We start from the raw sequence: 22,091 nt of genomic DNA on the forward strand, positions 1-22,091 counted from the left end.
CCCGGCCTCGCCTTCGGCACCGGCCTCGCCCGGCCCGGCTTCGCCTTCGGCACCGGCCTCGCCCGGCCCGGCCTCGTCGCCCTCGGCCTGGTCGGCGGTGGCCTCCAGGGCCACCCGGGCCACGCTGCGCCCGTCCATGGCCTCGACGATGACGGCCGCGTTCTCCAGGTCGACGCGGTCGCCGGCGTCGGGGATACGGCCCAACTGGGCCATGATGAGGCCGCCGATCGTCTCGTAGTCGCCCTCGGGAAGCCCGATCCCCGTGTCACGCTCGACCTCGTCGATGCGCCACCACCCGGGGACCGCCCACCGGCCCTCGCCCCGGGCTTCGACGTGCTCGTCCACGGCCGGGTCGGACTCGTCGCTGATGTCGCCGACCAGTTCCTCGACGACGTCCTCGAGGGTGACGATGCCCGCCGTCCCGCCGTACTCGTCGACGACCACGGCCAGCTCGGTGCGCGCCCGCCGGAGGGCGACCAGGACCTCGCCCAGCCCGAGGCTGTCGGGCACCACGGTCGGCTCCCGCATGAGGGTGCTGACGCGGGCGGCGTCGCGTGCTTCCCGGGGAAGGGTCAGCAGGTCGCGGGCGTGGACGACTCCGACCACGTCGTCCAGGTCGCCCCCGGGGGCCGTCACCGCGAAGCGGCTGTGGCCGTCGCGCAGCAGGTCACGCAGCTCCCGGCCGGAAGCGTCGGCCGCCACCGATATGACCCGGGTGCGAGGGACCATGGCGTCGGCCGCCCGTAGCTTCTGGAAGTCGATGGCCCGGGCCAGGCGGTTGGCCTCGGCCTCGCTGAGCGTGCCCCGGCGGGCGGACTCCTCGACGATGAGGTCGAGCTCCTCGGTGCCGACCGTGTCCCTCAGCTCCTCGACCGGCTCGATCCCCAGGGCTCGCAGCAGCCGGTTGGCCGAGGAGTCGAAGAACCGGATCAGGGGCCCGGCGATGCGGATGAACAGCCAGGTCCCGCGGGCCAGGCCCCGGGCCAGGGGCTCGGGCTTGGCAATGGCCAGGTTCTTGGGGGCCAGTTCACCGAAGACCATCTGGGACGAGGTGGCCAGGGCGAAGGCGATGCCGAAGGCCACCCCCGTGGTCGCGCCTTCGCTCACCCCGAGCCGGCCGACGAGCGGCTCCAGGAGCCGACCGATAGCCGGTTCGGCGATGAAACCTACGATCAACGAAGTGACGGTGATGCCGAGCTGGGCTCCCGAGAGCATGAACGACAGGCGTTCATGGACCTTCACGGCGATGGCCGCCTTGGCGTCGCCGGTGGCGGCCGCCTCCTGGAGGCGGCCCCGGCGGGCGGCCACGAAGGCGAACTCCATGGCCACGAACCAGCCGTTGGCCAGGATCAGGCCGACCACGGCGGCGACGCCGAGCGCCTCGATCACGGGTACGGGTGCGGGTACGGGCGCCGGCCCGTCGCGGCGCGTGGCGCGCTACCGGCGGGCGGGACAGGGGGGCGGACCGGTTTCGGTCTGGGTGGAGGGTCGGTCTCGCGGTTCACTGGTGCCCCGCCAAGCTACATTCCGAACGGCTGGCCGGCGCGCCACCGGCCCGGCCCGGGGACCGTCGCCGCTTTGACGGCCGACCGCCCCTATCCCTCCCGCCTGGCCCGGCGGCTCGGGCTCTTCGACGCCGTCGTCATCGGGATGGGTTCGATGATCGGCGCCGGGGTGTTCGCGGCCGTGGGGCCGGCGGCCGCGGCCGCCGGCAGTGGGCTGCTGGTGGGCCTGGCCCTGGCTGCCGTCGTCGCCTACTGCAACGCAACGTCGTCGGCCGCCCTGGCCGCCGTGTACCCGGTGTCAGGAGGGACCTACGTCTACGGCCGCGAGCGCCTCGGGCCGTTCTGGGGATGCCTGGCGGGCTGGGGGTTCGTGGTGGGCAAGACGGCCAGTTGCGCGGCCATGGCCCTCGCCTTCGGGGCCTACGCCACCCCTGGTTGGTCGCGCCCGTTGGCTGTCGGCGCGGTGGTGGCGCTGACAGCCGTCAACTACCGGGGGGTGACCAAGATGGCCTGGTTGACGCGCCTGATCGTCGCCGTCGTGCTGGCCGCCCTGGCCGCGGCCGTCGCCGCCACCCTGCTCGGGGGGGCGGCCTCGACGGCCAACCTGGGCCCCGTCCTGGGTGGTGGTGCCAAGGGGGTGTTGGAGTCGGCCGGCCTGCTGTTCTTCGCCTTCGCCGGCTACGCCCGCCTCGCCACGCTGGGCGAGGAGGTCGTCGACCCGGAGCGCACGATCCCCCGGGCCATACCGCTGGCCCTGGGCATCACCCTGATGGTGTACGCCACCGTGGCACTGGCCGCCCTGCTGGCTGCCGGCCCGGCCGCGCTGGCTGGTTCCGACGCCCCCCTGGTGACGGCCGCCGAGGCCGGGTCCCTTTCCTGGTTGGGCCCGGCCGTCAGGGCGGGTGGGGTGGTGGCCTCCCTCGGCGTGTTGCTGTCGCTGATCGCCGGGGTGAGCCGTACGGCCTTCGCCATGGCGGCCGCCGGCGACCTGCCCCGCGCCCTGGAGGCCGTGCACCCCGTGCACCGGGCCCCATACCGGGCCGAGCTGGCGGCCGGGGCGGTGATCGTCGCCCTCGTCCTGGTGGTCGACCTGCGCGGGGCCATCGGGTTCAGCTCGTTCGCCGTGCTCGTCTACTACGCGGTGACCAACGCCTCGGCTTGGACGCTGCCCGCCGAGCTGCGCCGCTGGCCCCGCGGCCTCTCGGGGGTCGGTGCCGCCGGTTGCCTGCTGCTGGCCTTGACACTCCCGGCCGCCAGTGTGGTCGCGGGCCTGGCCGTGTTGGGCGCTGGTGCCTTCCTGTGGTGGGCGCGGGCGGTCGCCGGGCGCCGTCGGTGAGGGGAAGGGCCGCTCGCCCTCAGGTCCCGGCCTCGGCCAGGACCCTGATGAGCCCGAGCGAGCCGGCCTCCTCGAACGACTGCTCGGCCATGGCTTGGGCCCGGCCCACGTGCAGCGGCCCGCCCTCCTTGGAGCACAGGGCTCGGGCGAACTCCATCCTGGTGCGGGCCACGAGGGGCGGTGACCCGATTCGTTCGTGGGCCGACAGGGCAGCCTGGAAGTGCCGTTCGGCGGCGCCCCACCTTCGGGCGGTGGCGGCCGCCAGGCCCATGACCCGGGCCACCGATCCCCGGCAGGCGACCCCCGGCCCGACGACGACCAGCCGGCGGGAGTAGGGGGCCAGCAGCCGGGCCAGCGGGGTGGAGCGGTCGTCGCCCACCAGGGCGGCCACCTCGGTGATGGCCGTCACCGTGGCCAGCCAGTGGCGGTCGAGAGCGATGTCGGCGCAGCTCTGGTCGGCCAGGTCGTCTAGCTCGGCGACCGCCTCGGCCCGGCGGCCGGAGCGGGCTAGGAGCAGGGCCAGCGACGACCGCCAGGCAGGGTCGCGGTCGTGGCGCCGCACGAGGTCGGTCCAGACGTCGACCAGGCCGGCCAGTTCGTCCTCGTTCCCCCAGTCGAGGGCCACGGCCAGTTGCTGGAGCCAGAAGTAGGAGGGAGCCATGGCGTCGCCCACCCGGTTGCCCAGCGACAGCGCCGCGCCCATGCGTTTGATGGCCCTCTCGGGGTGACCCTCGAGGGTGGCGAAGGTGGCCGCCCACATCTCCGCGTCCCGCCGATGGCGTTGGTCACCCGAACGCCGGGCCAGGCGGCCATGAAGCTGGCGGTCCCTTTGAGCGTCGGCCACGTGGCCCTGTTCGAGCAGGTCGACCAGCCGCCAGCCGTGGGCCTCGATGAGCAGTTCGGCGTCCTGGGCATGGTGGGCCATGGCGTACAGCTCGCCGTCGATCTCGACACGGTCCTCGAGGTCGTCGGGCGCGCTCAGGGCCTGGTGGCGAGAGCGCAGGACAGCGCCCATGGTCGCCGGGTCTCGGCTGTCCCAGGCCAGTTCCCAGGCCTGGTCGCTGCGGGCCTTGCGCTCGTCGGGGCTGACCGACGCGGCCTCGGCCTGGGCCAGTCGGGCTATGAGCCGGGCCCGGAGCGAGGCACTCTCGGGGGTCGTGGCCAGGGCTTGGCGCAGCAGGTCGATCAGCAACCCGTCGGCGCCCCACACGTCGACCACCTCACCCAGCCCCAAGGCGGCGGCCGCCAGCCGGGGGCCGTCGGACGCCGTCCGGGCGTAGGCCGCGGCCTGCAGGTAGGACTGGCGGGCGCGAGCCTGCTCGCCGGAGCGGTCATGGGCCGAGCCCAGCAACGTGAGCAGGTCAGCCTTGAGCACCGGGGCGGCGCCGTTGCCGGCGAAGGCCAGGGCCTGGCCGAAGTACCCCGCGGCCTCCTCGTAGGCCTGCACGGCGAGGGCGGCCTCGCCCGCCTGGCGGGCATGGCGGACGGCGTCGGGCGAACGCCCCACGGGCGTGGCCTCCACCCGGTGGTGGAGGAGGCGGGACGCGTCACCGGGCCCGGCCGGACGACCGCCGGTCTGCTCCTCCAGGCGTTCGGCCAGGGCGTGGTGCAGGCGCACACGGCGGTTGGGCGCCACCGACTTGTGGACGGCGTCGCGGACCAGGTCGTGGACGAACCGGTACCGGCCGCTGCGTCCCGCCGGGACCAGCGCCCCGGCGGCTGCCGCTCGGTCGAGGGCGCCGCCCGCGTCGTCCTCGCGCATCTCGCAGAGGTCAGCCACGGTGGCGGTGTCGAAGCAGGGCCCGATGGCCGCGCCCGCCTCCAGCACCCGGTGGACGATGGGTGGAACGGCGTGCAAGCGGCGGGCGAGCAGCGCGGCCACGTCTCGGGGGGCGCCCACCCGCTCGACGACCCGTTGGTCCACCGAGCCCCCGGCGAACGCTCCGGCAGCCGCCAGGTCCCTCACCGTCTCGGTCACCAAGAGGGGGTTGCCCCCGGTAGCCGTCCACAGCCGGCGGGCCAGGCTCACAGCGGTGGCACCGGCCACCGCCGCACGGTCGACGAGCAGCGCCCCGATCTCGTGGGGGGAGAGGTCGTCGAGGATGATCCGGGCCGGGGGCGGGGAGGCGTGCTCGTCGATCAACTGGGCCAGGGGATGGCTGGCCAGGATCCCGGTGTCACGGTAGGTGCATAGGACGAGAAGGGGCGAGGCCGTCTTGTGGCGCAGGAGGTGGAGGACGGCGGCCACGGTGGACTCAGTGGCCCAGTGGAGGTCGTCGATGACCAGGAGGACCGGTTCGGGCCGGGGCCCGGTGACGGCGTCGGCCAGGGCGCTGAGCAGGTTGGTCCGCGACGGGACGGGGTCTGCGGGCCTGCCCCTAACCCGGGGGCCGAGGGCCGGGAACAGCGGTGCCAGGGCGTCGCCGTAGCGGGCGGCGTGGGCCGCGGCCCACTCGTCCGGTACGCCCGCGAGCGTCGGGCCCAAGGCTTCTACGAACGGTTCGTAGGGCTGGGGACCATCGCGCCGGCAGCTCCCGGCCAGGGCCCGACCGCCCGATCCCTCGGCGTGGGCCGCCACCTCGGCGGCCAGGCGGGTCTTGCCCGTGCCCGCTCGCCCAGCGATCAGGGCCAAGCGGGCGCGACCCGACGACGCCTGGGCCCAGAGGGCGAGGAGCCGGGCCAGCTCTGCGTCCCGGCCGACGAGGTTGCCGCCGTCGGCCACCTGGAGGGGCCCGTCGCCGGTAGGGCGAGCGGGGTTGGGCCCGCCCGTCTTGCGTAGAGGTCGGCGGCGCGACCGGGGCCGGGGCACGGGTGCCCCGGCGACCGGCGGGCCCTGTCCGGCAGGGGCACGCGAGGTCACCGGCCGATTATCGGCAGCTCCGCCCCCCACCTTGAGCCGGGGCTGGCTCAGCCCTCCAATATCCGCTCCAGCACGTTGAGGTTGTGGAACGTGGGAGGCCCGTCCACCAGGTTGGCCATCTCCGACGCCATGGCGTCGGTCTCGGCCAGGTTGGAGTTCTCCATGGCCGCCTCGTAGGAGGGGAACTCGGCGATCACCATGTAGCGGCTCGGGTTGTCGCGGTCGCTGGTGACCGTGACCCTGGCGGTGGTGCGCTTGCCCTCGGTCGCCTCCAGGAACCGGGCCTGGAGGGCCTTGACCTCTTCGTGCTTGTCGGTGGAGAACTCGACGATCTGGATGAAACCCATGCCTGTCCCCTCTCGCTGGCCGTGCTGAACGCACGATAACGGCGCCTTGGCCACAACGCCGGGTTGCCGGCTGGGCCGGTCGGTGGGCGGGGTAGGGTTCTGGTTACCAGCCTCCTAGGAGGGCGGCTTGCACGGCGCCACTGAGCAGGAAGCAGCCGAACGGATCGGTACAGGCCCGGGTCCTGGCGCGCACCCCGACGGGCACCCCGACGGGACCGGGCCAGGCGCCCCAATCGAGTGGGAAGACGGCCTCTTCCTCGAAGCCTTCCCGCCCGGGGGCCCCGCGGTAGCCGCCCTGCTGGCGACCGGGCTTCCTTTGGCTCGCCCCCCTCGCCCGGCCGAGACCCAGGCCCAGACCCAGGCCCAGACCCAGACCGAGACCGGGACCGGGACCGTCGCGGCCCCGGCCCCGACCCCGCCGGCCGCCCCCGCCCCACCGGAAGGCCCTACGCCACCCGAGGACGGACCAGCGGCCGAGGGATCTGTGGTGCCGTCCACCGGGGAGGCCCGGGGCGGGGACGAGCCCCCGGGCGACCCACCACCAGCGCCGCCCAAGGGGGGCCCGCGGCCGCGGTCACCGTTGCCCGTGCGGTCCCTCACCCGTTATCTGGCCGTTGGCCTGCTGGGGGTGGCGGCCATGCTCGGCGGCCTGGTGTGGGACGCCGTCGTCCACGCTCGCGACCCCGGGGCCGAGCACGCCGAGGGGACGCTGTTCTCGTTCTCCAACCGGTCACACGCTCTGCTGGTGGCCGGCGGGGCGTTGGCCGTGCTCGGCTTGGCGGGCGCCACGATCCGCGCCCTGTCGATGTCGGCCGGGCGGCGGCTGTCGTCGTCGTCGGCCAGGGCGTTCGTCGTGGTGGCCACGACGATGGCCGTGGCCACCACCGGTGGGGCCGTGCAATGGGCGTCCACGGCCCAGCCCCCCCTGGCCTCCGGGCCCCTGGCGCCCGATCCCGGGCCCGATGTCCACGGGATCGGGGTCGTCAACTCCCACGCCCCCGGCGAGTGCCGGCCCACAGCCGCCGAGCGCCAGGGGGCGGCCAAGCTGGTGGCCGACACCGAGGTGGGCACGGCCCGCTACCGATCGCTGGCCGCGGCGCTGGCCGACGGCTACGAGGGGCCTCCGAACCCGACGGTCACCGAGCACTACACCAAGGCGTCCTACACGCGCGACGGGCGGGTCCTCGACCCGACCCGGCCCGAGTCGTTGATGTACACCCCGACGGCTCGGGGCCCGGTCCTGGTGGGGGCCATGTACTTCGTGAACGTCCCCGGGGAGTACGGCCCCGAGCCGGGCGGGTGCCTGACGCGCTGGCACGTCCACGACAACTTCTGCTTCTCGCCCGCCAACTGGGAGATCGCCACGGTGATGAGCTCGCCGGGCGAGACGTGCCCGGCCGGCCAGGTGCCCCTCGTGCCCCCGGCTGCGTTGCACGTTTGGTTCGTCGACGTGCCCGGCGGCCGGTTCGCGGCCGAGGTCGACCCCGCCTACCTGGCCCGCGCCGTCGGCCCCTGATCCTCTGCCGGGCCCTCGCCCAGGTGGCGGGCGAGGAACTCCACGGAGAAGGCCAGTTCCTCGGCGGGGACGGCCGCGTGGAGCCCGGGGTGGGCGTGCAGCCGCTTGTCCATCGAGCCGACGGCGTCGAACAGGGCCAGGGCGTCGGCGCGAGGCACGAGCTGGTCGTCCCACTGCTGGACGAACAGGACCGGGCAGGCCAGCGCCCGGCTGTCGGCCTCCAGGCGGTCGCGGGTCGGCCCCAGCAGCCCCATGAGGCCGAAGACGGCCGCCTGCACCCGGTGCTCGGAGGCCACGAACGGCACCCCGTAGATGGTGCCCATCGACAGGCCCCAGAAGCCGATCGGGCCCTCGCCCGCCCCTGTCTCACCATGGACGGTGTCGAGCGCCCTGGCCCACTCCTCGACGACCTCGTCGGTGCTGCCCGGCCGGGCCCACTCGGCCAGGAAGTTGCCGAACAGCTCGACCTCGTCGGCCGTGCGGTCGGGCCGGCGGTCCCCGTGGCCCGGGGCGTCGAGGCTCAGGGCGGAGATGCCATGGTCACGTACCAGGAGGTGGGCCAGGGCCACCAGGTGGTCCACCCGCTTGTGCAGGGTGGCGCCGTGGGCCATCAGCACCAGAGGCGACGGCCCCGTGGGCCGGTCGGCCGGGCGCCACAGGCACCCGGGGACGGGCCGGTCGCCCACGGTCAGCTCGAAGCGGCGCTCGGACACCCCGCTCCCGCTCTCACCACTGCCGACCCAGCGCATGGCGGTCGAGGATAGAGCCAGCCCCGTCCCCGGCTACCGCGCCGGCGCCTGGCCTTGGGAACTACCCTCTGGGGTGGATGCTTGAGGTCCCTCTGGACTACGAGAGCCCGTCGCCGCCGTCCCCGGTCGAACTGATGACCCAGATGGCCATCGCCCTCCACGGATCGTCGCCGCTGGCCGAGAAGGTGGCGTGGGCGGTCGACGCCCTGCGCTCGCTCACGGGCGCCGTGTTGGCCGGCTACCTCGACCTGACGGGCCACGACAGCGCCCTGACGCCCGGCAGCGGGGCCGTCACGTTCGAGCTCGACGAGCTGGTGCGCCCGGCCGTGGCCCGGTTCGTGATGGGCAAGGGCGGGGCCGACGAGCTGCGGGGGGACAAGCTGCGCCGGGACCGGCGGTGGCGGGAGTTCCTGGAAAGGGCCAGCCTGCCGGCCTCGGCCGAGGTGGTGGCGGCCACCGTCCGGTCGGCCGACGGCGGGGCCCGAGGGGTCCTGTTGGGGTGGGCGCCGGACGCCGACGACCTGAGCCCCCACGGCCCCGAGGACGCCCGGGTCCTGGCCGCCCACCTGGGGGTGGCCATCGACAACGAGCGCCGCCTTAGCGTCCTCACCGAGATCCAAGAGGTGCAGCGCGAGGTCGTCCACCAGCTCCAGGAGGCCGTTCACCCGCCCATGCCGGCCATCGAAGCCGACGGCGCGGCCGAGCTCGGCGTGCACCACCTCCCGGCCGACCCCAGCGTCCCCTCGGGGGGCGACCTCCACGACTGGCTGGTCCTGCCCGACGGCGACATCTACCTGGCCGTGGTCGACGTCATGGGCAAAGGTGTGGCCGCCACCAAAGACGCGGTGGCCGTGACCCACGCCCTGCGCCTGCTCGTGCTCGACGGTTACCCGATCGAGGGCCTCATCGCCCGGGCCGACGCCCTGCTGACCCGCCAGAACCCCGATCTGGTGGCGACGGTCGTCGTGGCCCGCTACCGCCCGGCCGACGGGCGCGTCGTGCTGGCCGGGGGCGGCCACCCGCCGCCGCTGGTCGTCACGTCCGACGGCGACGTGCGCCTGGTCTCGGTCCCGGGGATCGCCGTGGGCTGGCCGGGGGCCGGCAGCAGCGAGGTGGTCGAGCTGACCCTGGGCCGCAACGACACCCTCGTCCTGTACACCGACGGGCTCATCGAGTCGACCAAGGACGTGCTGGTCGGCCTGGACAACCTCACCCGGGCGGCCGGCCAGATCGCCCGCTACCCGTCGGCCCACGTGGCCCGCTCGCTCGTCGAGCGCTCCCTGTCAGGGGCCAAGCGGCGCGATGACTCGCTGGCCCTCGTCCTGCGCCGGCGCACCCCGCCGCCGGCCGACGCGGCCGGCCACCTGGCCCCGTTCGAGTACCGCTTCTCCCCCCTGACGGCCACGATCCCACTGGGCCGCCACCTCTTCTCGGACTGGCTGGAGCAGCTCTCGGTCAACGAGGCCGAGCGCGACGACCTACTGCTGGTGGCGTCCGAGCTGGCCTCCAACGCCGTCCGCCACGCCAGCGGGGCACCGACCGCCCTCGCCCTGCGGGCCTGGGCCGAGGCCGACGCCATCGTGGTCGAGGTGGAAGACGACGGCCCCGGCTTCGAGATGGGCGAGCGCTACTACGACGACGAGACCCCCGACACCGAGCTGGAGAACGGCCGGGGCCTCTATGTCGTCGAGGCCCTCAGCGACGAGGTGAGTGTGCGCCGGGAGGGGGAACGGACCCTGGTCCGAGCCGTGCGCCGGGCTGTGCTGCCCGTCCCCTAGGCCTGGGACAAGTGGCCGATGCCGGAACCACACCGGGGCCACCCGAAGCGGCGAGGGCCCTGAGCGCGGCGCGGGGAACGCTGGTCACCGCCGCGATCAGGCCTCGCCCGCGGACTCCTGCAGGAACTTCAGCGTGGCCGCGGCCACCTTCACCAGGGTCGGGCACAGGGGCCCGTCCTCGGGAGTGGTGCGGACAAGCAGAAGACGGTCAACCGGCGGGCGGCGAGCATGTCACCATCGTCCGCAGCGCCGCTGGGAGCCACGTCACCCGGGCCTGGGAGATGGCTACGAGAGGGCCGGCTCCTGGGGTAGGGACACGGTGAACGTCGCCCCCTGGCCGGCAACGGTGTGGAGGCGGATCTCGCCCCCGTGGGCGGCCACGATGTCAGCCACGATCGACAGGCCGAGGCCGGCGCCCCGCCCCGTCGGCGACGTGTCGCCGCCGGCCTGCCAGAACCGGTCGAAGGCGCGAGCCGCCTCCTCGCTGGTCATGCCCGGCCCCTCGTCGGCGACGACGATCGTCGCCCTGCCCCCGGTGGCGCCCACGTGGACCGACGCCGGTGTCCCCGCAAGCGTGTGCTCGCGTACGTTGGCCAGGAGGTTGTCGAACACCTGGCGGAGGCGGTGGGCGTCGCCCAAGACCTCCACAGGCTCCCCGCCCACCTCGACTCGGATCGGGCGGTCCGGCTCCACGGCGCCGGCGGCGGCCACCGCCTCGAGGGCGACCTTGACGAGGTCGACGGGCTCCCGGGCCAGCGGGCGGCCCTGGTCGAGCCGGGCCAGGAGCAGGAGGTCCTCGACCAGGGAGCCCATCCGTAGGGCCTCTTGCTCGATGCGGGCCATGGCCCGGACCACCTCCTCCTCCGACCGGGCGCCCTGGCGGTACAGCTCGGCGTAGCCACGGATGGAGGTCAGCGGTGTGCGCAGCTCGTGGGAGGCGTCAGCCGCGAAGCGGCGGGACCTGGCCTCCGACATGGCTTGGACGGCCAGGGCCTCCTCGATGCGGTCCAGCATCACGTTGAGGGCGCGGGCCAGGTGGCCGACCTCGCTCCTGGGCACAGGAACAGGCGCCCGCTGGGACAGCTCACCCTCGGCGATGCGCTCGGCCGTGCCGATCATCTGGTCGATGGGGCGCAGGCCCCGGCGAACCGTCACCCAGACGATGATCCCGGTGGCGGCCACGGCCAGGAGCCAGGCCAGGAACACGACGCCGCGGGCGGTCCGCACCGCGTAGTCGACCTCGGCCAGCGGGATGCCGGCGACAAGGGTGCCGCCATCGGCTTGGGGGATCCCGATGGCCCGGTAGCGCAGGCCGCTGCCGCCCACGCTCCCCACCGTGAAGGCCCGGTCTGTCGGCGGGTGGCCCGACACGTCTGGGAGAGGGCCCGGATCGTCGGGCGGCCCGGTGGGTAGGGCGGACAACGCCCGCCCATCGGGACCGAGGAGGACGAAGGCGTAGCGGCGGACGTCGAAGGGCGAGCCGGGGTCGTTGCGGGCCGCCAACGGTGGGCGCCGGCCGAAGCCCCCGCCCGAGGGAGGTGCCACCGCGACCCGCCGTGTCTCCAACTCCCGGTCGACGCCGGCCAGTAGCCGCCGTTCGAGGGAATCGATGATCAGAACCCCGGCCAGGCCGGTTACGCCAGCCACGACGGCGAGGATCGAGGCGACGAGGCGCCGGCGGATCATCCTGGCTCACGGCTCCTGACGGAGCACGTACCCGAAGCCCCGTACGGTGTGGATGAGGTGCGGCTCGACGTCGTCGACCTTCTTGCGGAGGTAGGAGATGTAGTTCTCGACCACTCCCCCGCTCCCGCCGAAGTCGTACTGCCACACATGGTCGAGGATCTGGCCCTTGGAGAGCACCCGCTCGCGGTTGATGAGCAGGAAGCGCAGGAGCTTGAACTCTGTAGGCGAGAGCTGGATTGGCCGGTCTCCCCGGCTGACCCGCATCGTGTCCTCGTCGATCTCCAGGTCGGCGTAGCGCAACCGGTGGTCGGTGGTGCCGGAGCGCTGCGTCCGCCGCAGCACAGCCCGGACGCGGGCCACGAGTTCCTCCAAGGAGAACGGCTTGGTCAGGTAGTCGTCGCCGCCTCTGGTGAACCCCGACACCCGGTCCTCGGGGCTGTCCCGGGCGGTCAGGAAGATGACCGGCGTCTCGTCGCCGTCGCCGCGCAGGCGCCGGCACACCTCGAAGCCGTCGATACCGGGGAGCCCGACGTCGAGGATGACCAGGTCGGGGTTCTCGGCGCTCACCGCGGCCAGCGCCCGCGGCCCGTCGACTGCGGTCGTCGACTGGAAGCCGGCTATGCGCAGGGCGGAGGACACCAGGTCGCGGATGTACTCCTCGTCGTCCACTACCAGCACCCTGCTCACCGTGGCCACGCCTTCAAGTAGAGCTTCCAAACCTGGGAGAACCCTCACAGTCCGCCGGGAGGCCGGTCGAAGTGCCGGCGCAGGGCCCGGCCACTTGTTGCCAGCCGCATGTTCGGTTGCCGGGAGCCGGCTCTCGGCTCGGGCCGGGCTCGGCTCGGGCCTCTCCACCCACGCAACTGCGAACGTTTGGGCCATCCCAGGGGCTTTCGCCCAGGAACGAGGCGAAGCCTGACCGGGGAGACACAGGCCCTCGTGTCCCGAAGGGCTCAGGCGATGCGACCGTCTTTGAGCCTGAAGGTGACATCGGTCTTGCCGGCGATGGACAGGTCGTGGGTGACGGTCACGACGGTCGTGTTCATCGTCCGGGCCAGGCTGTGCAGCAGGTCGAAGATCATCCTCGCTGTCTGACTGTCGAGGTTGCCGGTCGGTTCGTCGGCGAGGATGACGCTCGGTCGGTTGGCGAGCGCCCGGGCGATGGCCACCCGCTGCTGCTCCCCGCCGGAAAGCTTGGCCGGCCGGCGCTGCTGCTTGGCGCCCTCCAGCTCGACCTGGGCCAGCAACTCGGCGGCGCGGGCCTTGCGCTCGGCGCGCGGGCCCCCCATCAGCTCCATGGGGAGCATGACATTCTCGAGGGCCGTGAGGTTGGGGACGAGGTTGTAACCCTGGAAGACGAAGCCGATCTTGGAGCGCCGGTACTTCGTCAACCCCCTGGAGGGGAGGGCGGTGAGGTCTTGGCCGTCGACCTCGATGTGCCCGGACGTGGGCGTGTCGAGGGCACCGAGGAGGGCCAGCAGCGTGCTCTTGCCACTGCCGCTCCTGCCCACGATGGAGGCGAACTGGCCATCGGGGACCTCCAGGCTGACGTCGTCGAGGGCGGTCACCCCGGCGTCGCCCGACTGGTACCGCTTGGTGACGCGGGTGGCGCGCAGCATCAGTCGGCCCTCAGCACTTCTGCGGGGCGCACCCGAGCGAGGAGGAGCGATGGGATGGCGCTGCCCGCGAGGGCTATGAACACGGCAGCCGCCAGTCCGTAGAGCACGACGTTCCAGCCGATGGCGACACGGACGTTGGTGAGGTTCAGCCGTTGGGCAATACCGGCCCCTCCCGGGGCCGCGCCGAGGGCCGCCCCGGGGCCCGGGCCGCCACCCCCCTGTATGCGGGGGACGTTGGCTGGCCCCGGGAACTGGCCGGCTGGCCCCGGCCCCCCGGCGTTCGGGCCTACGGCCGGCGCGGCTGCGCCGGCCGTGCTGTTGTTGACGAGGAGCTTGGTGACGGGGTTCCCGCCCACCACTCCGATCATGAGACCGATCACAGCGGCGGCCAGGGTGAAGGTCACCGCCTCGACCATGAACTGGCGCATGACCGTGAAGTTCGACGCGCCGATGGCCTTCAGCACGCCGATCTCCCGGCGCCTCTCCCGCACGATCATCAGCATGGTGAGGAAGATGATCACGGCGCCCGCGCCGACAGCCCCGGCCAGGCTGTAGAGCGAGATGCTCTTGATGTTCTTGAGGGGCTCCAGCGCCTGGCTGGAGGTGTCCGCTTCGCTGGTGACGTCGGCGGCGTCGCCCAGCATTGTCCTGATGGCCGCCGCCGTCGTCCCCAGGTTGGTGATCGAGTCCACCTGCACGACGGCCTGGGTCACCGCGTCGGACTGTCCCGATACTCGCTGAACGGTCGAGAGGGGGGCCACCATGGTGCTGTCGGCGAACCGGTTGCCGCCGGTGTCGAAGATGCCGGCCACCGTGAAGTCGGTGCCATAGGCCTGGAACGTCGAGCCGACGCTCAGGTTGTTCTTGGTGGCGAGGCCCGAGCCAAGGAGGGCGACGGCGTCGTTCGAGCCCGCCGGGAAGGCGGCACCGGCCGTCAGGGTGACGCCGGCGCCCACCCCGAAGGTCTGCAGGTTGGTGGGGTCGTTCGTACCGATCACCACGATCGGCGCCGAGAAGCCCCCCGGTCCGGCGCCCCCGCTGAACTGTGGGTTCTGGGCAGGTGCGTTGGCGCCCGGCTGTGCTCGGGCACCGAGGGCGCCCAGCTCTAGGGCGGACTGCAACTCGGTGTCGGCTGCGGTGAGACGATCGTTGAGCGTTTCCGTCACCGCCACCACGTGGGCCATGGCGTGGATGGGCCCAAGCTGGCTCCCAGTCAGAGGGTCGCCGCCGCCTGCGAAACCCCGCACCCCGGCAGGGGAAACGGTGATGATGTTGCCGATCGAGGCCTCGACCGACTCGATCCTGGCCTGTACCGCATGGCGGGCCAGGACCATGGTGAGCGCCAGCCCTACGCTCAGTCCCAGGATGGCGACGATGGAGACGGTACGGATGCCGTTGCGGAAAGCGTTCCGCATGCCGCGGGCCAGCACGCTCACGGCGCGCTCCTCGTGCGCGGACCACCCGGATTGAGGACGGGATGGGTTGTCTGAATGAGCATCGTGCCCTCACCCCACCAGCGCCGGCTGGGAACGGGCTGGGAAACTCAACGGAATCGGCCGCCAGTTCCCTGGCGCGGGGGTGCCGCCGGCGAACCATCGGCGGACCATCGGCGGACCATCGGCTCGACGGCCGCGTCTACGACCACGTCGACGACACCGCCGCTGCGACGTCGGCCGGGCGGTACTCAGCCCGGCCATTGGTTCAGGACTCGGCGCGGCCGTCCAGTTGGTCGGCCAGGAAGGCCCAGGTGTCGGCTAGTTCGTCGGCCTGCTTCCAGCGGGGCTTGCCTTGTCCGTGGCCCGCCCGGGCCTCCACCCGCAGGAGCACGTCGGCCCCGGCCTGCTGCATGCGGGCCGTGAACTTGCGGGCGTGGAGCGGGTCGACTCGCGAGTCGGACTCGGCCGTGGTCACCAGCAGGGCGGGGTAGTCGAGGCCGTCGACGACCCGGTGGTAGGGCGAGTAGGCGTGGAGCACGGCGAAGTCGTCGGGGTCGTCGGGGTCACCGTACTCGGGCACCCACAGGGCGCCGATGAGGAACCGGTGGTAGCGCAGCATGTCGAGCAGGGGCACCGAACACACCGCCGCCCGGCACAGGCCGGGCCGCTGGGTGACCATGGCTCCCACCAGTAGCCCGCCGTTGGAGCCGCCCCGGACCGCCAGCCGCTCCGGGCTGGTGCGGCCTTCGGCCACCAGCCAGTCGGCGGCCGCCCCGAAGTCGTCGAACACCTGCTGCTTGCGGGCCCGCATGCCCGCCCGGTGCCAGTCCTCGCCGTACTCGGCCCCGCCCCGGATGCCGGCGAGGGCGAAGGCTCCTCCAGCCTCGCACCAGGCCAGGGCTCCAGGGGAGAAGGCGGGGGTCGAGGATATGGCGAACCCGCCGTAGCCGCTGAGGACCGTGGGCGTGCCCGGCCCGGCCTCGCTGCCGGCCGCCGACACCACGAACATCGGGACCCGGGCCCCGTCGGTGGAGGGGTAGAACACCTGCTCGACCCGGAAGCGGGCCGGGTCGGCGGGGGCGCGGTGCGAGCTCCAGGGCTCCAGCGCGGCCCCCGGCGTCCAGCGCCACAGGGCGGGCGGGCGGGTGAACGACGTGAACGTCACGAACGCCCGCTCGCTGGTGCCGTCGGTCGCCATGGCCCCGATCGAGCCCAGTTCGGGCAGCCCGACCTCGGTGGCCCCCGAGCCGTCCAGCCCGTAGCGCCACAGCCGGGACACGGCGTGCTCGGTCACGGCCACCAGCAACGAACGCCCGGCCACGGCGAAGCCGTCCACGACGCCCTCCCCCTCGGCCACCACCGTCTGCCAGTTGGCCGCCTCGGGGCGCCCCACCAGGGCGCTGACGACCCGCCCCCGGGGGGAACCGTGGGTCGTGGAGGCGAAGAGCCGGTCCCCGACCACCTGGGCGGCGGTGCCCGCCTCCTCGCCCTCGATGACGACCGTGCGCGTGCCCGTGAGGCGGTCGAGCAGCACCACGTCGGTGCGGGTGGGCATGAGGTGGACGTGCAGGGCTAGCCAGCGCCCGTCGGGCGAGATGGTGGCGTAGGGCAGGGCCGTGCGCTCGAGCCCGTCGGCCAGGAGGGGCTCGTCCTCGTCGGCGCTGGTGCCGACGGTGTGCCACCACAGGCTCTCCCAGTAGCCCTCGTCCCCGGCGGCCACCGTGCCGGGGGTCGGCAGGCGGCTGTAGGCGAAGGCCGAACCGTCGGGCAGCCACGCCGGCGAGGGGTGGCGGACAGGGCCGATCTCGTCGTCGAGCAGGCGGTTGCCGTCGATGTCGACGATCCGCAGCACCCCGTGCTCGCTCCCGGCCTCAGAGACGCCGTAGGCCAGCAGGCGCCCGTCGGGCGACGGCGAGAACCAGTCGACGGCGGCCGCGTGGTCGGCGGCCAGGTGGTGAGGGTCGACGACGACCCGGGGCGGCTCGGCCGGGTCAGAGGCCGAGCGCAGCACGACCACCGCCTGGTCGAGGTCGCCCGCTCTCTCCAGCGTGAACACCCGGTCGCCGGCCAGGGCCGGGGCCGACACCGTGCCCGCCCTCAGCAGTTCGACGAACCGGCCGTGCAAGCCTTCGCGCTGGGGCAGGGCGTCGAGGAAGGCCCGGGCGCGGGCGTCCTGGGCGGCCGCCCACTGGCGGACCTCGGCCGCGTCCCCGTCCTCCAGCCACCGGTAGGGGTCGGGGACCGCGATCCCGTGGAGGACGTCGACGGTGCCGTCCCGCCGGGTGGGCGGGGCCGGGGGGAACCTGGGGTTAACGGCCGGCGTTGGGCCGCTTGCCGTGGTTGGCCTTGTTCTTGCGGCTGCGGATCTTGCGCTTGCTGGTCTTCTTGGACATGGTCCGGCGAGGCTAGCGGACGGACCGGCCCGGGCCGGGCTTGCGCCCCCGGCGCACGGCTGGGCCGTGCTCCCCCATCCCTGCCCGGCTGGCGGGCGCTCGCGCGGTCGGGCCGCGCTTGCCATCCACGACGTGTCGTCGATCGGGCCCGCGCTGGCCGTGGGCCGGGGACTGTGCCCCCGACCCACGGCCAGCGCCTAACCTCAGCCGCAATGGAACGGCTCGGCCTGGTTGGTCTGCCCAACTCGGGCAAGTCGGCACTCTTCAACGCCCTGACGGGCGGGTCGGCGCTCGTCGCCCCCCACCCCTTCTCGACGACCGACACGACGGTCGGCATCGCCCAGGTGGCCGACCCGCGGCTCGACGCACTGGCCGAGATGAGCAAGTCGCGCAAGAAGGTGGCGGCCACCGTGCAGCTCGTCGACATCGCCGGCCTCGTGGCCGGGGCGGCCAGTGGCGAGGGCCTCGGCAACCGCTTCCTGGGCGGGATCCGCGAGGTCGATGCCGTGGTCATGGTGCTGCGGGCCTTCGACGACCCGAACGTGACCGGCGGCTCCGATCCGCTGGCCGACCTCCACACCCTGGAGCTGGAGCTCGTGCTGGCCGACGCCGAGTCGGCCGAGGCCCAGGTGGCCAAGCGGCGCAAGATGGTCAAGGGTGACCCCAGCCAGGTGGCCGCGGTGGCCGTTCTCGACGCCGCCTTGGCCGAGCTCAACGCCGGCGTCCCCATCTACCGGTCGGGTCTCTCGGCCGAGCAGCGCGAAGCCCTCAAGCCCATGTTCCTGCTCACCACCAAGCCGGTGCTGGCCGTGGTCAACTTGGGCGAGGACCAGCTCGACGACGCCGAGGTGATCACCAAGCCGGTGGCCGCCGAGCTGGGCGAAGCCGCCGACGTGCTCGCGGTGTGCGTGCAGCTCGAGTCCGAGGCCGCCCGCCTCGACCCGGCCGACCGCCAGGAGCTGCTCGACGGCCTGGGCCTGGGTGAAGGGGCCCTGCCCCGGGTGGTCCGGGCCGCCTACCACCTGCTGGGACGGCGGACGTTCCTGACCACCGGTGACAAGGAGTCGAGGGCGTGGACGTTCAGGGCCGGGGCCAAGGCCCCCGAGTGCGCGGGGGTGATCCACTCCGACCTCCAGAGGGGCTTCATCCGGGCCGAGGTGGTCCAGTGGGACGAGCTGCTGTCGCTCGGGTCGTGGTCGGCGGCCCGCGACGCGGGCAAGCTGAGGGTCGAGGGAAAGGAGTACGTGGTGGCCGACGGCGACGTGCTCGAGATCCGCTTCAACGTGTGACCGCGGCGACCGGCTCCTGCTGGCGTTGACCCATGGCCTGGCTGCTGAGGGACGAGGAGGTGCTGGCTGCCCTGGAGCTGGCCACCAGCCGCCAGGACCGCATGCGGGGCCTGCTCGGGCGTGACCATGTGGACGGAGCCCTGCTGCTCGACCCGTGCCGGTCGGTCCACAGCTTCGGGATGCGCTTCCCGATCGACGTGGCCTTCTGCGACCGCGACCTGGTTGTGCTCCGGTCGCTGACGCTCGTCCCCAACCGGCTCACCCGCCCGTCCCCGCGGTGCCGCTGCGTGATCGAGGCCGAGGCCGGGGCCTTCGACCGGTGGAAGCTGCGGCCCGGCGACCGGCTCGAGGTGCGGAGCTGACGGGCCACGGTGGCGGCCGCCTGGTGCTGGTGGCCACCCCTATCGGCAACCTGGGTGACCTGTCCCCTCGGGCGGTCGAGACCCTGGCCGCGGCCGGCACGATCGCCTGCGAGGACACCCGCCGGGCCCGCCAGCTCCTGTCGCACTGTGGGCTGGCCGCCGGAGGCCGGCTCGTGACCCTCAACGAGCACACCGAGGCGGCCAAGACCCGGTCCCTGCTCGACCGCCTGGCGGCCGGGGCCACGGTGGCCTTGGTGACCGACGCGGGCATGCCCGCCGTCTCCGACCCCGGGGAGCGGCTGGTGGCGGCGGCCGTGGCCGCCGGCCACGAGGTGACGGTGGTGCCCGGCCCCTCGGCCGCGCTGGCCGCCCTGGTGGTCAGCGGCCTGCCCACGGCCCGCTTCTGCTTCGAGGGGTTCCTGCCCCGCAAGGGCCGGGCCCGGGCGCAGCGGCTGGCCGCCCTGGCCGACGAGCAGAGGACGGCTGTGCTCTTCGAGGCCCCCCACCGGGTGCGCGAGACGGTGGCCGACCTGGCCGCGGCCCTGGGGGGCGACCGCCGGGTGGCCGTGGCCCGGGAGCTGACGAAGGTGCACGAGGAGCTCTGGCGGGGACCGCTGAGCGAGGCCTCCGGCCACCTGGCGGCCCGCGACCCCCGGGGGGAGTACGTGCTGGTGGTCGAGGGTGCCCCCCCGCCCGCGGCCGCCGGGCCCGACGACGTCGAGAACGCCCTCCGAGCCCGCCTGGTGGCCGGCGAGGACAAGAAGTCGGCCGTGGCCGCGGTGGCCGCCGGCTTGGGAGTGCCCAAGCGTTCGGTCTACGACCTGGCCGAGCGGCTGGCCGGCGAATTGCCTGAGGGTGCCGGCGGCGCCCGGCCTACGCTTGGCCAGTGAACCGGTTCTACTGCACGACGCCGATCTACTACGTGAACGACGCGCCCCACATAGGGCACGCCTACACGACCGTCATCGGCGATGCCGTGAGCCGCTGGCACCGCCTCTTGGGTGACGAGGTGCTGTTCGTCACCGGTACCGACGAGTACGGGCTCAAGAACAAGCAGGCGGCCGACGCCCAGGGCGTCCACCCCCGGGAGCTGGCCGATCGCAACAGCCGGCGTTTCCGCGACGCCTGGGACCAGCTCGACGTCGACTACGACGACTTCATCCGCACCACCGAGGGGCGCCACACCCGGTCGGTGCAGAAGTTCCTGTCGGCCATCCACGACAACGGCGACATCGAGCTGGGCACCTACGAAGGCCTCTACTGCGTGGCCTGCGAGGCCTACTACACCGAGAGCGACCTGGTCGAGGGCCTGTGCCCGGTCCACCGACGCCCCGTCGAGGTCGTGACCGAGCAGAACTGGTTCTTCCGCCTCTCCCGTTACCAGCAGCGCCTGCTCGACTACTACGAGGCCCACCCCGAGGCCATCGTCCCCGCGGGACGCCGCAACGAGGTGCTGGGTTTCATACGCCAGGGCCTGCAGGACATCTCGATCAGCCGCAGCTCGTTCGACTGGGGGGTGCCCCTGCCCTGGGACCCCACGCAAGTGACGTGGGTGTGGTTCGACGCCCTGCCCAACTACATCACGGCCGCCGGTTACGGCGACGACCCCGACGCCTTCGCTAAGTGGTGGCCGGCCGACTACCACCTGGTGGGCAAGGACATCATCCGCTTCCACGCCGTGTACTGGCCGGCCATGCTGCTGGCGGCCGGGCTGGAGCCGCCCCGGTGCGTGGCCGCCCACGGGTGGCTGCTGCTGGGCGGCGAGAAGATCTCCAAGAGCAACACCAAGCTGGCCCAGATCACCCCGGCCGCCCTCATCGAGGACTACGGGGTCGACGCCGTGCGCTACCACATCCTGCGCGACACCCCGTTCGGCCCGGACGGTGACTTCTCCTACGAGGGACTGCTGGCCCGCTACAACGCCGACCTGGCCAACAACTTCGGCAACCTGGTCTCCCGGGTGACGACCGTGGTCGCCGGCAAGTGCGGCGGCACCGGCCCCCGGCCCCGGCCCGACAGCCCGCTGCGGGAGGTGGCTGCCTCGGTGTACGAGGCGGTGGCCGGCGCCTGGGACCGCCTGGCTCCCTCCGAGGCCCTCGACGCCACCTGGGGCCTGATACGCCAGACCAACGCCCACCTCGAGGCCCACGAGCCGTGGAAGGCCGAGCCGGGGCCCGAGGTCGACGCCGTGCTGGGGGACGCCCTCGAGGCCGTCCGCCTGGTGTGCGTGCTGGCCTGGCCGGCCGTCCCCGGGGCGGCCACCGAGGCCTGGCGCCGCATCGGTCTGGAGGGCTCGCCCGGCGCCCAGCGCCTGCCCGAGGCGGCCGCCTGGGGTGGTTATCCCGGCGGCCTTCCGGTAGAGAAGGGGGCGCCCCTGTTCCCCAGGAAGAAGGCCGGCTGATGTGGACCGACACCCACTGCCACCTCCAGTACGAGGGACTGCCGGCTGACGCCCTCGACCGGGCGCAGGCCGCGGGGGTCGACCGGGTCATCTGCGTGGGGACCGACCCGGAGAAGTCGAAGGCGGCCATCGAGCTGGCGGCCGCCGCGCCCGGGCGGGTGTGGGCCACGGTCGGCCTCCATCCCCACGACGCCACCTTGGGCACCGACGGGTTGCTGCCCCTGCTCGACGCCCCCCGGGTGGTGGGGGTGGGCGAATGCGGGCTCGACTACCACTACGACCACTCCCCCCGCGATGTCCAGCGGGCTGCATTCGCGGCCCAGATCGGGCTGGCCCGCGCCCACGGCCACACCCTGGTCATCCACACCCGGGAGGCGTGGGACGACACCTTCGCCGTGCTGGCGGCCGAGGGCGTGCCCGACAGGGTGGTGTTCCACTGCTTCACGGGAGGGCCAGGCGAAGCCCGCCGGGCCCTCGATCTGGGTGCTTACCTGTCTTTCAGCGGGATCGTCACGTTCAAGGGGGCCGACGACCTGCGGGCCGCGGCCCGTACCTGCAGCCCCAGCCGCCTGCTGGTGGAGACCGATGCCCCGTACCTGGCCCCCGTGCCCCACCGGGGACAGGGCAACGAGCCCGCCCTGGTGGCCGTGGTGGGGGCGGCCGTGGCCGCCGTCAGGGGCGTCCCGGTGGAAGAGATGGCCGCCCTGACCAGCGCCAACGCGTCCGCCGCGTTCAACTTGACCTGAACCTCGGCTTGCGGGCAGGCCGCACCGGCCCGTAGGGTTTGGCCGCTTCCCCTCCCGCGTCGCGCGAC

Annotated in this window: 17 protein-coding genes; 8 read left to right on the plus strand and 9 right to left on the minus strand. The window is 73.5% G+C overall.

Annotated elements, in window-relative coordinates:
- Positions 1-1,389 (minus strand): hemolysin family protein (locus tag AB1673_07165; GenBank protein ID MEW6153753.1); only part of this gene is annotated, 1,389 nt, incomplete at its 3' end.
- Between the two features lie 189 nt (positions 1,390-1,578).
- Here AB1673_07165 and AB1673_07170 point away from each other — a divergent pair.
- Entirely contained in the window at positions 1,579-2,841 is a 1,263-nt protein-coding gene (locus AB1673_07170) for an amino acid permease (GenBank protein MEW6153754.1), read from the plus strand.
- Between the two features lie 19 nt (positions 2,842-2,860).
- Here the strand turns inward: AB1673_07170 and AB1673_07175 are convergent, their stop codons facing one another.
- Both AB1673_07175 and AB1673_07180 read right to left on the minus strand, forming a co-directional pair.
- Entirely contained in the window at positions 2,861-5,701 is a 2,841-nt protein-coding gene (locus tag AB1673_07175; GenBank protein MEW6153755.1) for an AAA family ATPase, read from the minus strand.
- Between the two features lie 47 nt (positions 5,702-5,748).
- The gene (locus AB1673_07180; protein MEW6153756.1) at positions 5,749-6,048 is read right to left on the minus strand and encodes a hypothetical protein; all 300 of its coding nucleotides are present in this window, start codon (positions 6,046-6,048) and stop codon (positions 5,749-5,751) included.
- Between the two features lie 127 nt (positions 6,049-6,175).
- Between AB1673_07180 and AB1673_07185 the strand changes: the two genes are divergently transcribed.
- Positions 6,176-7,564 (plus strand): hypothetical protein, encoded by a 1,389-nt coding sequence (locus AB1673_07185; GenBank protein ID MEW6153757.1) that lies wholly within the window; start codon positions 6,176-6,178, stop codon positions 7,562-7,564.
- Here the strand turns inward: AB1673_07185 and AB1673_07190 are convergent.
- Complete coding sequence (locus AB1673_07190) at positions 7,537-8,313, minus strand: alpha/beta hydrolase (protein ID MEW6153758.1); 777 nt, start codon at positions 8,311-8,313, stop codon at positions 7,537-7,539. The genes AB1673_07185 and AB1673_07190 overlap by 28 nt on opposite strands.
- Positions 8,314-8,390: 77 nt before the next feature.
- On the opposite strand from AB1673_07190, the gene AB1673_07195 reads away from it, so the two are divergent.
- Positions 8,391-10,091, plus strand: coding sequence for a SpoIIE family protein phosphatase (locus tag AB1673_07195; protein ID MEW6153759.1), 1,701 nt, complete (start codon positions 8,391-8,393; stop codon positions 10,089-10,091).
- Positions 10,092-10,376: 285 nt separating this feature from the next.
- On the opposite strand, the gene AB1673_07200 is transcribed toward AB1673_07195, so the two are convergent.
- From AB1673_07200 to AB1673_07220, 5 genes are all read right to left on the minus strand, one after another.
- Entirely contained in the window at positions 10,377-11,777 is a 1,401-nt protein-coding gene (locus AB1673_07200) for a HAMP domain-containing sensor histidine kinase (protein MEW6153760.1), read from the minus strand.
- Positions 11,778-11,783: 6 nt separating this feature from the next.
- On the minus strand, positions 11,784-12,473 hold the full coding sequence (locus tag AB1673_07205; protein ID MEW6153761.1) for a response regulator transcription factor: 690 nt from the start codon (positions 12,471-12,473) through the stop codon (positions 11,784-11,786).
- 257 nt (positions 12,474-12,730) lie between these two features.
- Positions 12,731-13,396 (minus strand): ABC transporter ATP-binding protein, encoded by a 666-nt coding sequence (locus AB1673_07210; protein ID MEW6153762.1) that lies wholly within the window; start codon positions 13,394-13,396, stop codon positions 12,731-12,733.
- Positions 13,396-14,832, minus strand: coding sequence for an FtsX-like permease family protein (locus AB1673_07215; GenBank protein ID MEW6153763.1), 1,437 nt, complete (start codon positions 14,830-14,832; stop codon positions 13,396-13,398). Before AB1673_07215 ends, AB1673_07210 begins: the two co-directional genes overlap by 1 nt.
- A 265-nt stretch (positions 14,833-15,097) precedes the next feature.
- Entirely contained in the window at positions 15,098-17,350 is a 2,253-nt protein-coding gene (locus tag AB1673_07220; protein ID MEW6153764.1) for a prolyl oligopeptidase family serine peptidase, read from the minus strand.
- A gap of 87 nt (positions 17,351-17,437) precedes the next feature.
- Here AB1673_07220 and ychF point away from each other — a divergent pair, with 87 nt between their 5' ends.
- Genes ychF through AB1673_07245 form a run of 5 tightly spaced genes read left to right on the plus strand, consistent with a single transcriptional unit; the run spans position 17,438 to position 22,023 of the window.
- Positions 17,438-18,514, plus strand: a complete 1,077-nt coding sequence (gene ychF / locus AB1673_07225) for a redox-regulated ATPase YchF (GenBank protein MEW6153765.1) — start codon at positions 17,438-17,440, stop codon at positions 18,512-18,514.
- Between the two features lie 32 nt (positions 18,515-18,546).
- Positions 18,547-18,876, plus strand: coding sequence for a DUF192 domain-containing protein (locus AB1673_07230; protein MEW6153766.1), 330 nt, complete (start codon positions 18,547-18,549; stop codon positions 18,874-18,876).
- A 29-nt stretch (positions 18,877-18,905) separates the two neighbouring features.
- Positions 18,906-19,766, plus strand: a complete 861-nt coding sequence (rsmI, locus tag AB1673_07235; GenBank protein MEW6153767.1) for a 16S rRNA (cytidine(1402)-2'-O)-methyltransferase — start codon at positions 18,906-18,908, stop codon at positions 19,764-19,766.
- Positions 19,763-21,277 (plus strand): methionine--tRNA ligase, encoded by a 1,515-nt coding sequence (gene metG, locus AB1673_07240; protein MEW6153768.1) that lies wholly within the window; start codon positions 19,763-19,765, stop codon positions 21,275-21,277. The genes rsmI and metG overlap by 4 nt, the downstream gene beginning before the upstream one ends.
- Positions 21,277-22,023, plus strand: coding sequence for a TatD family hydrolase (locus AB1673_07245; protein ID MEW6153769.1), 747 nt, complete (start codon positions 21,277-21,279; stop codon positions 22,021-22,023). Before metG ends, AB1673_07245 begins: the two co-directional genes overlap by 1 nt.
- Positions 22,024-22,091 lie beyond the last annotated feature (68 nt).

Source organism: Actinomycetota bacterium (genome assembly GCA_040754375.1).
GTDB lineage: Bacteria > Actinomycetota > Acidimicrobiia > Acidimicrobiales > AC-14 > JBFMCT01.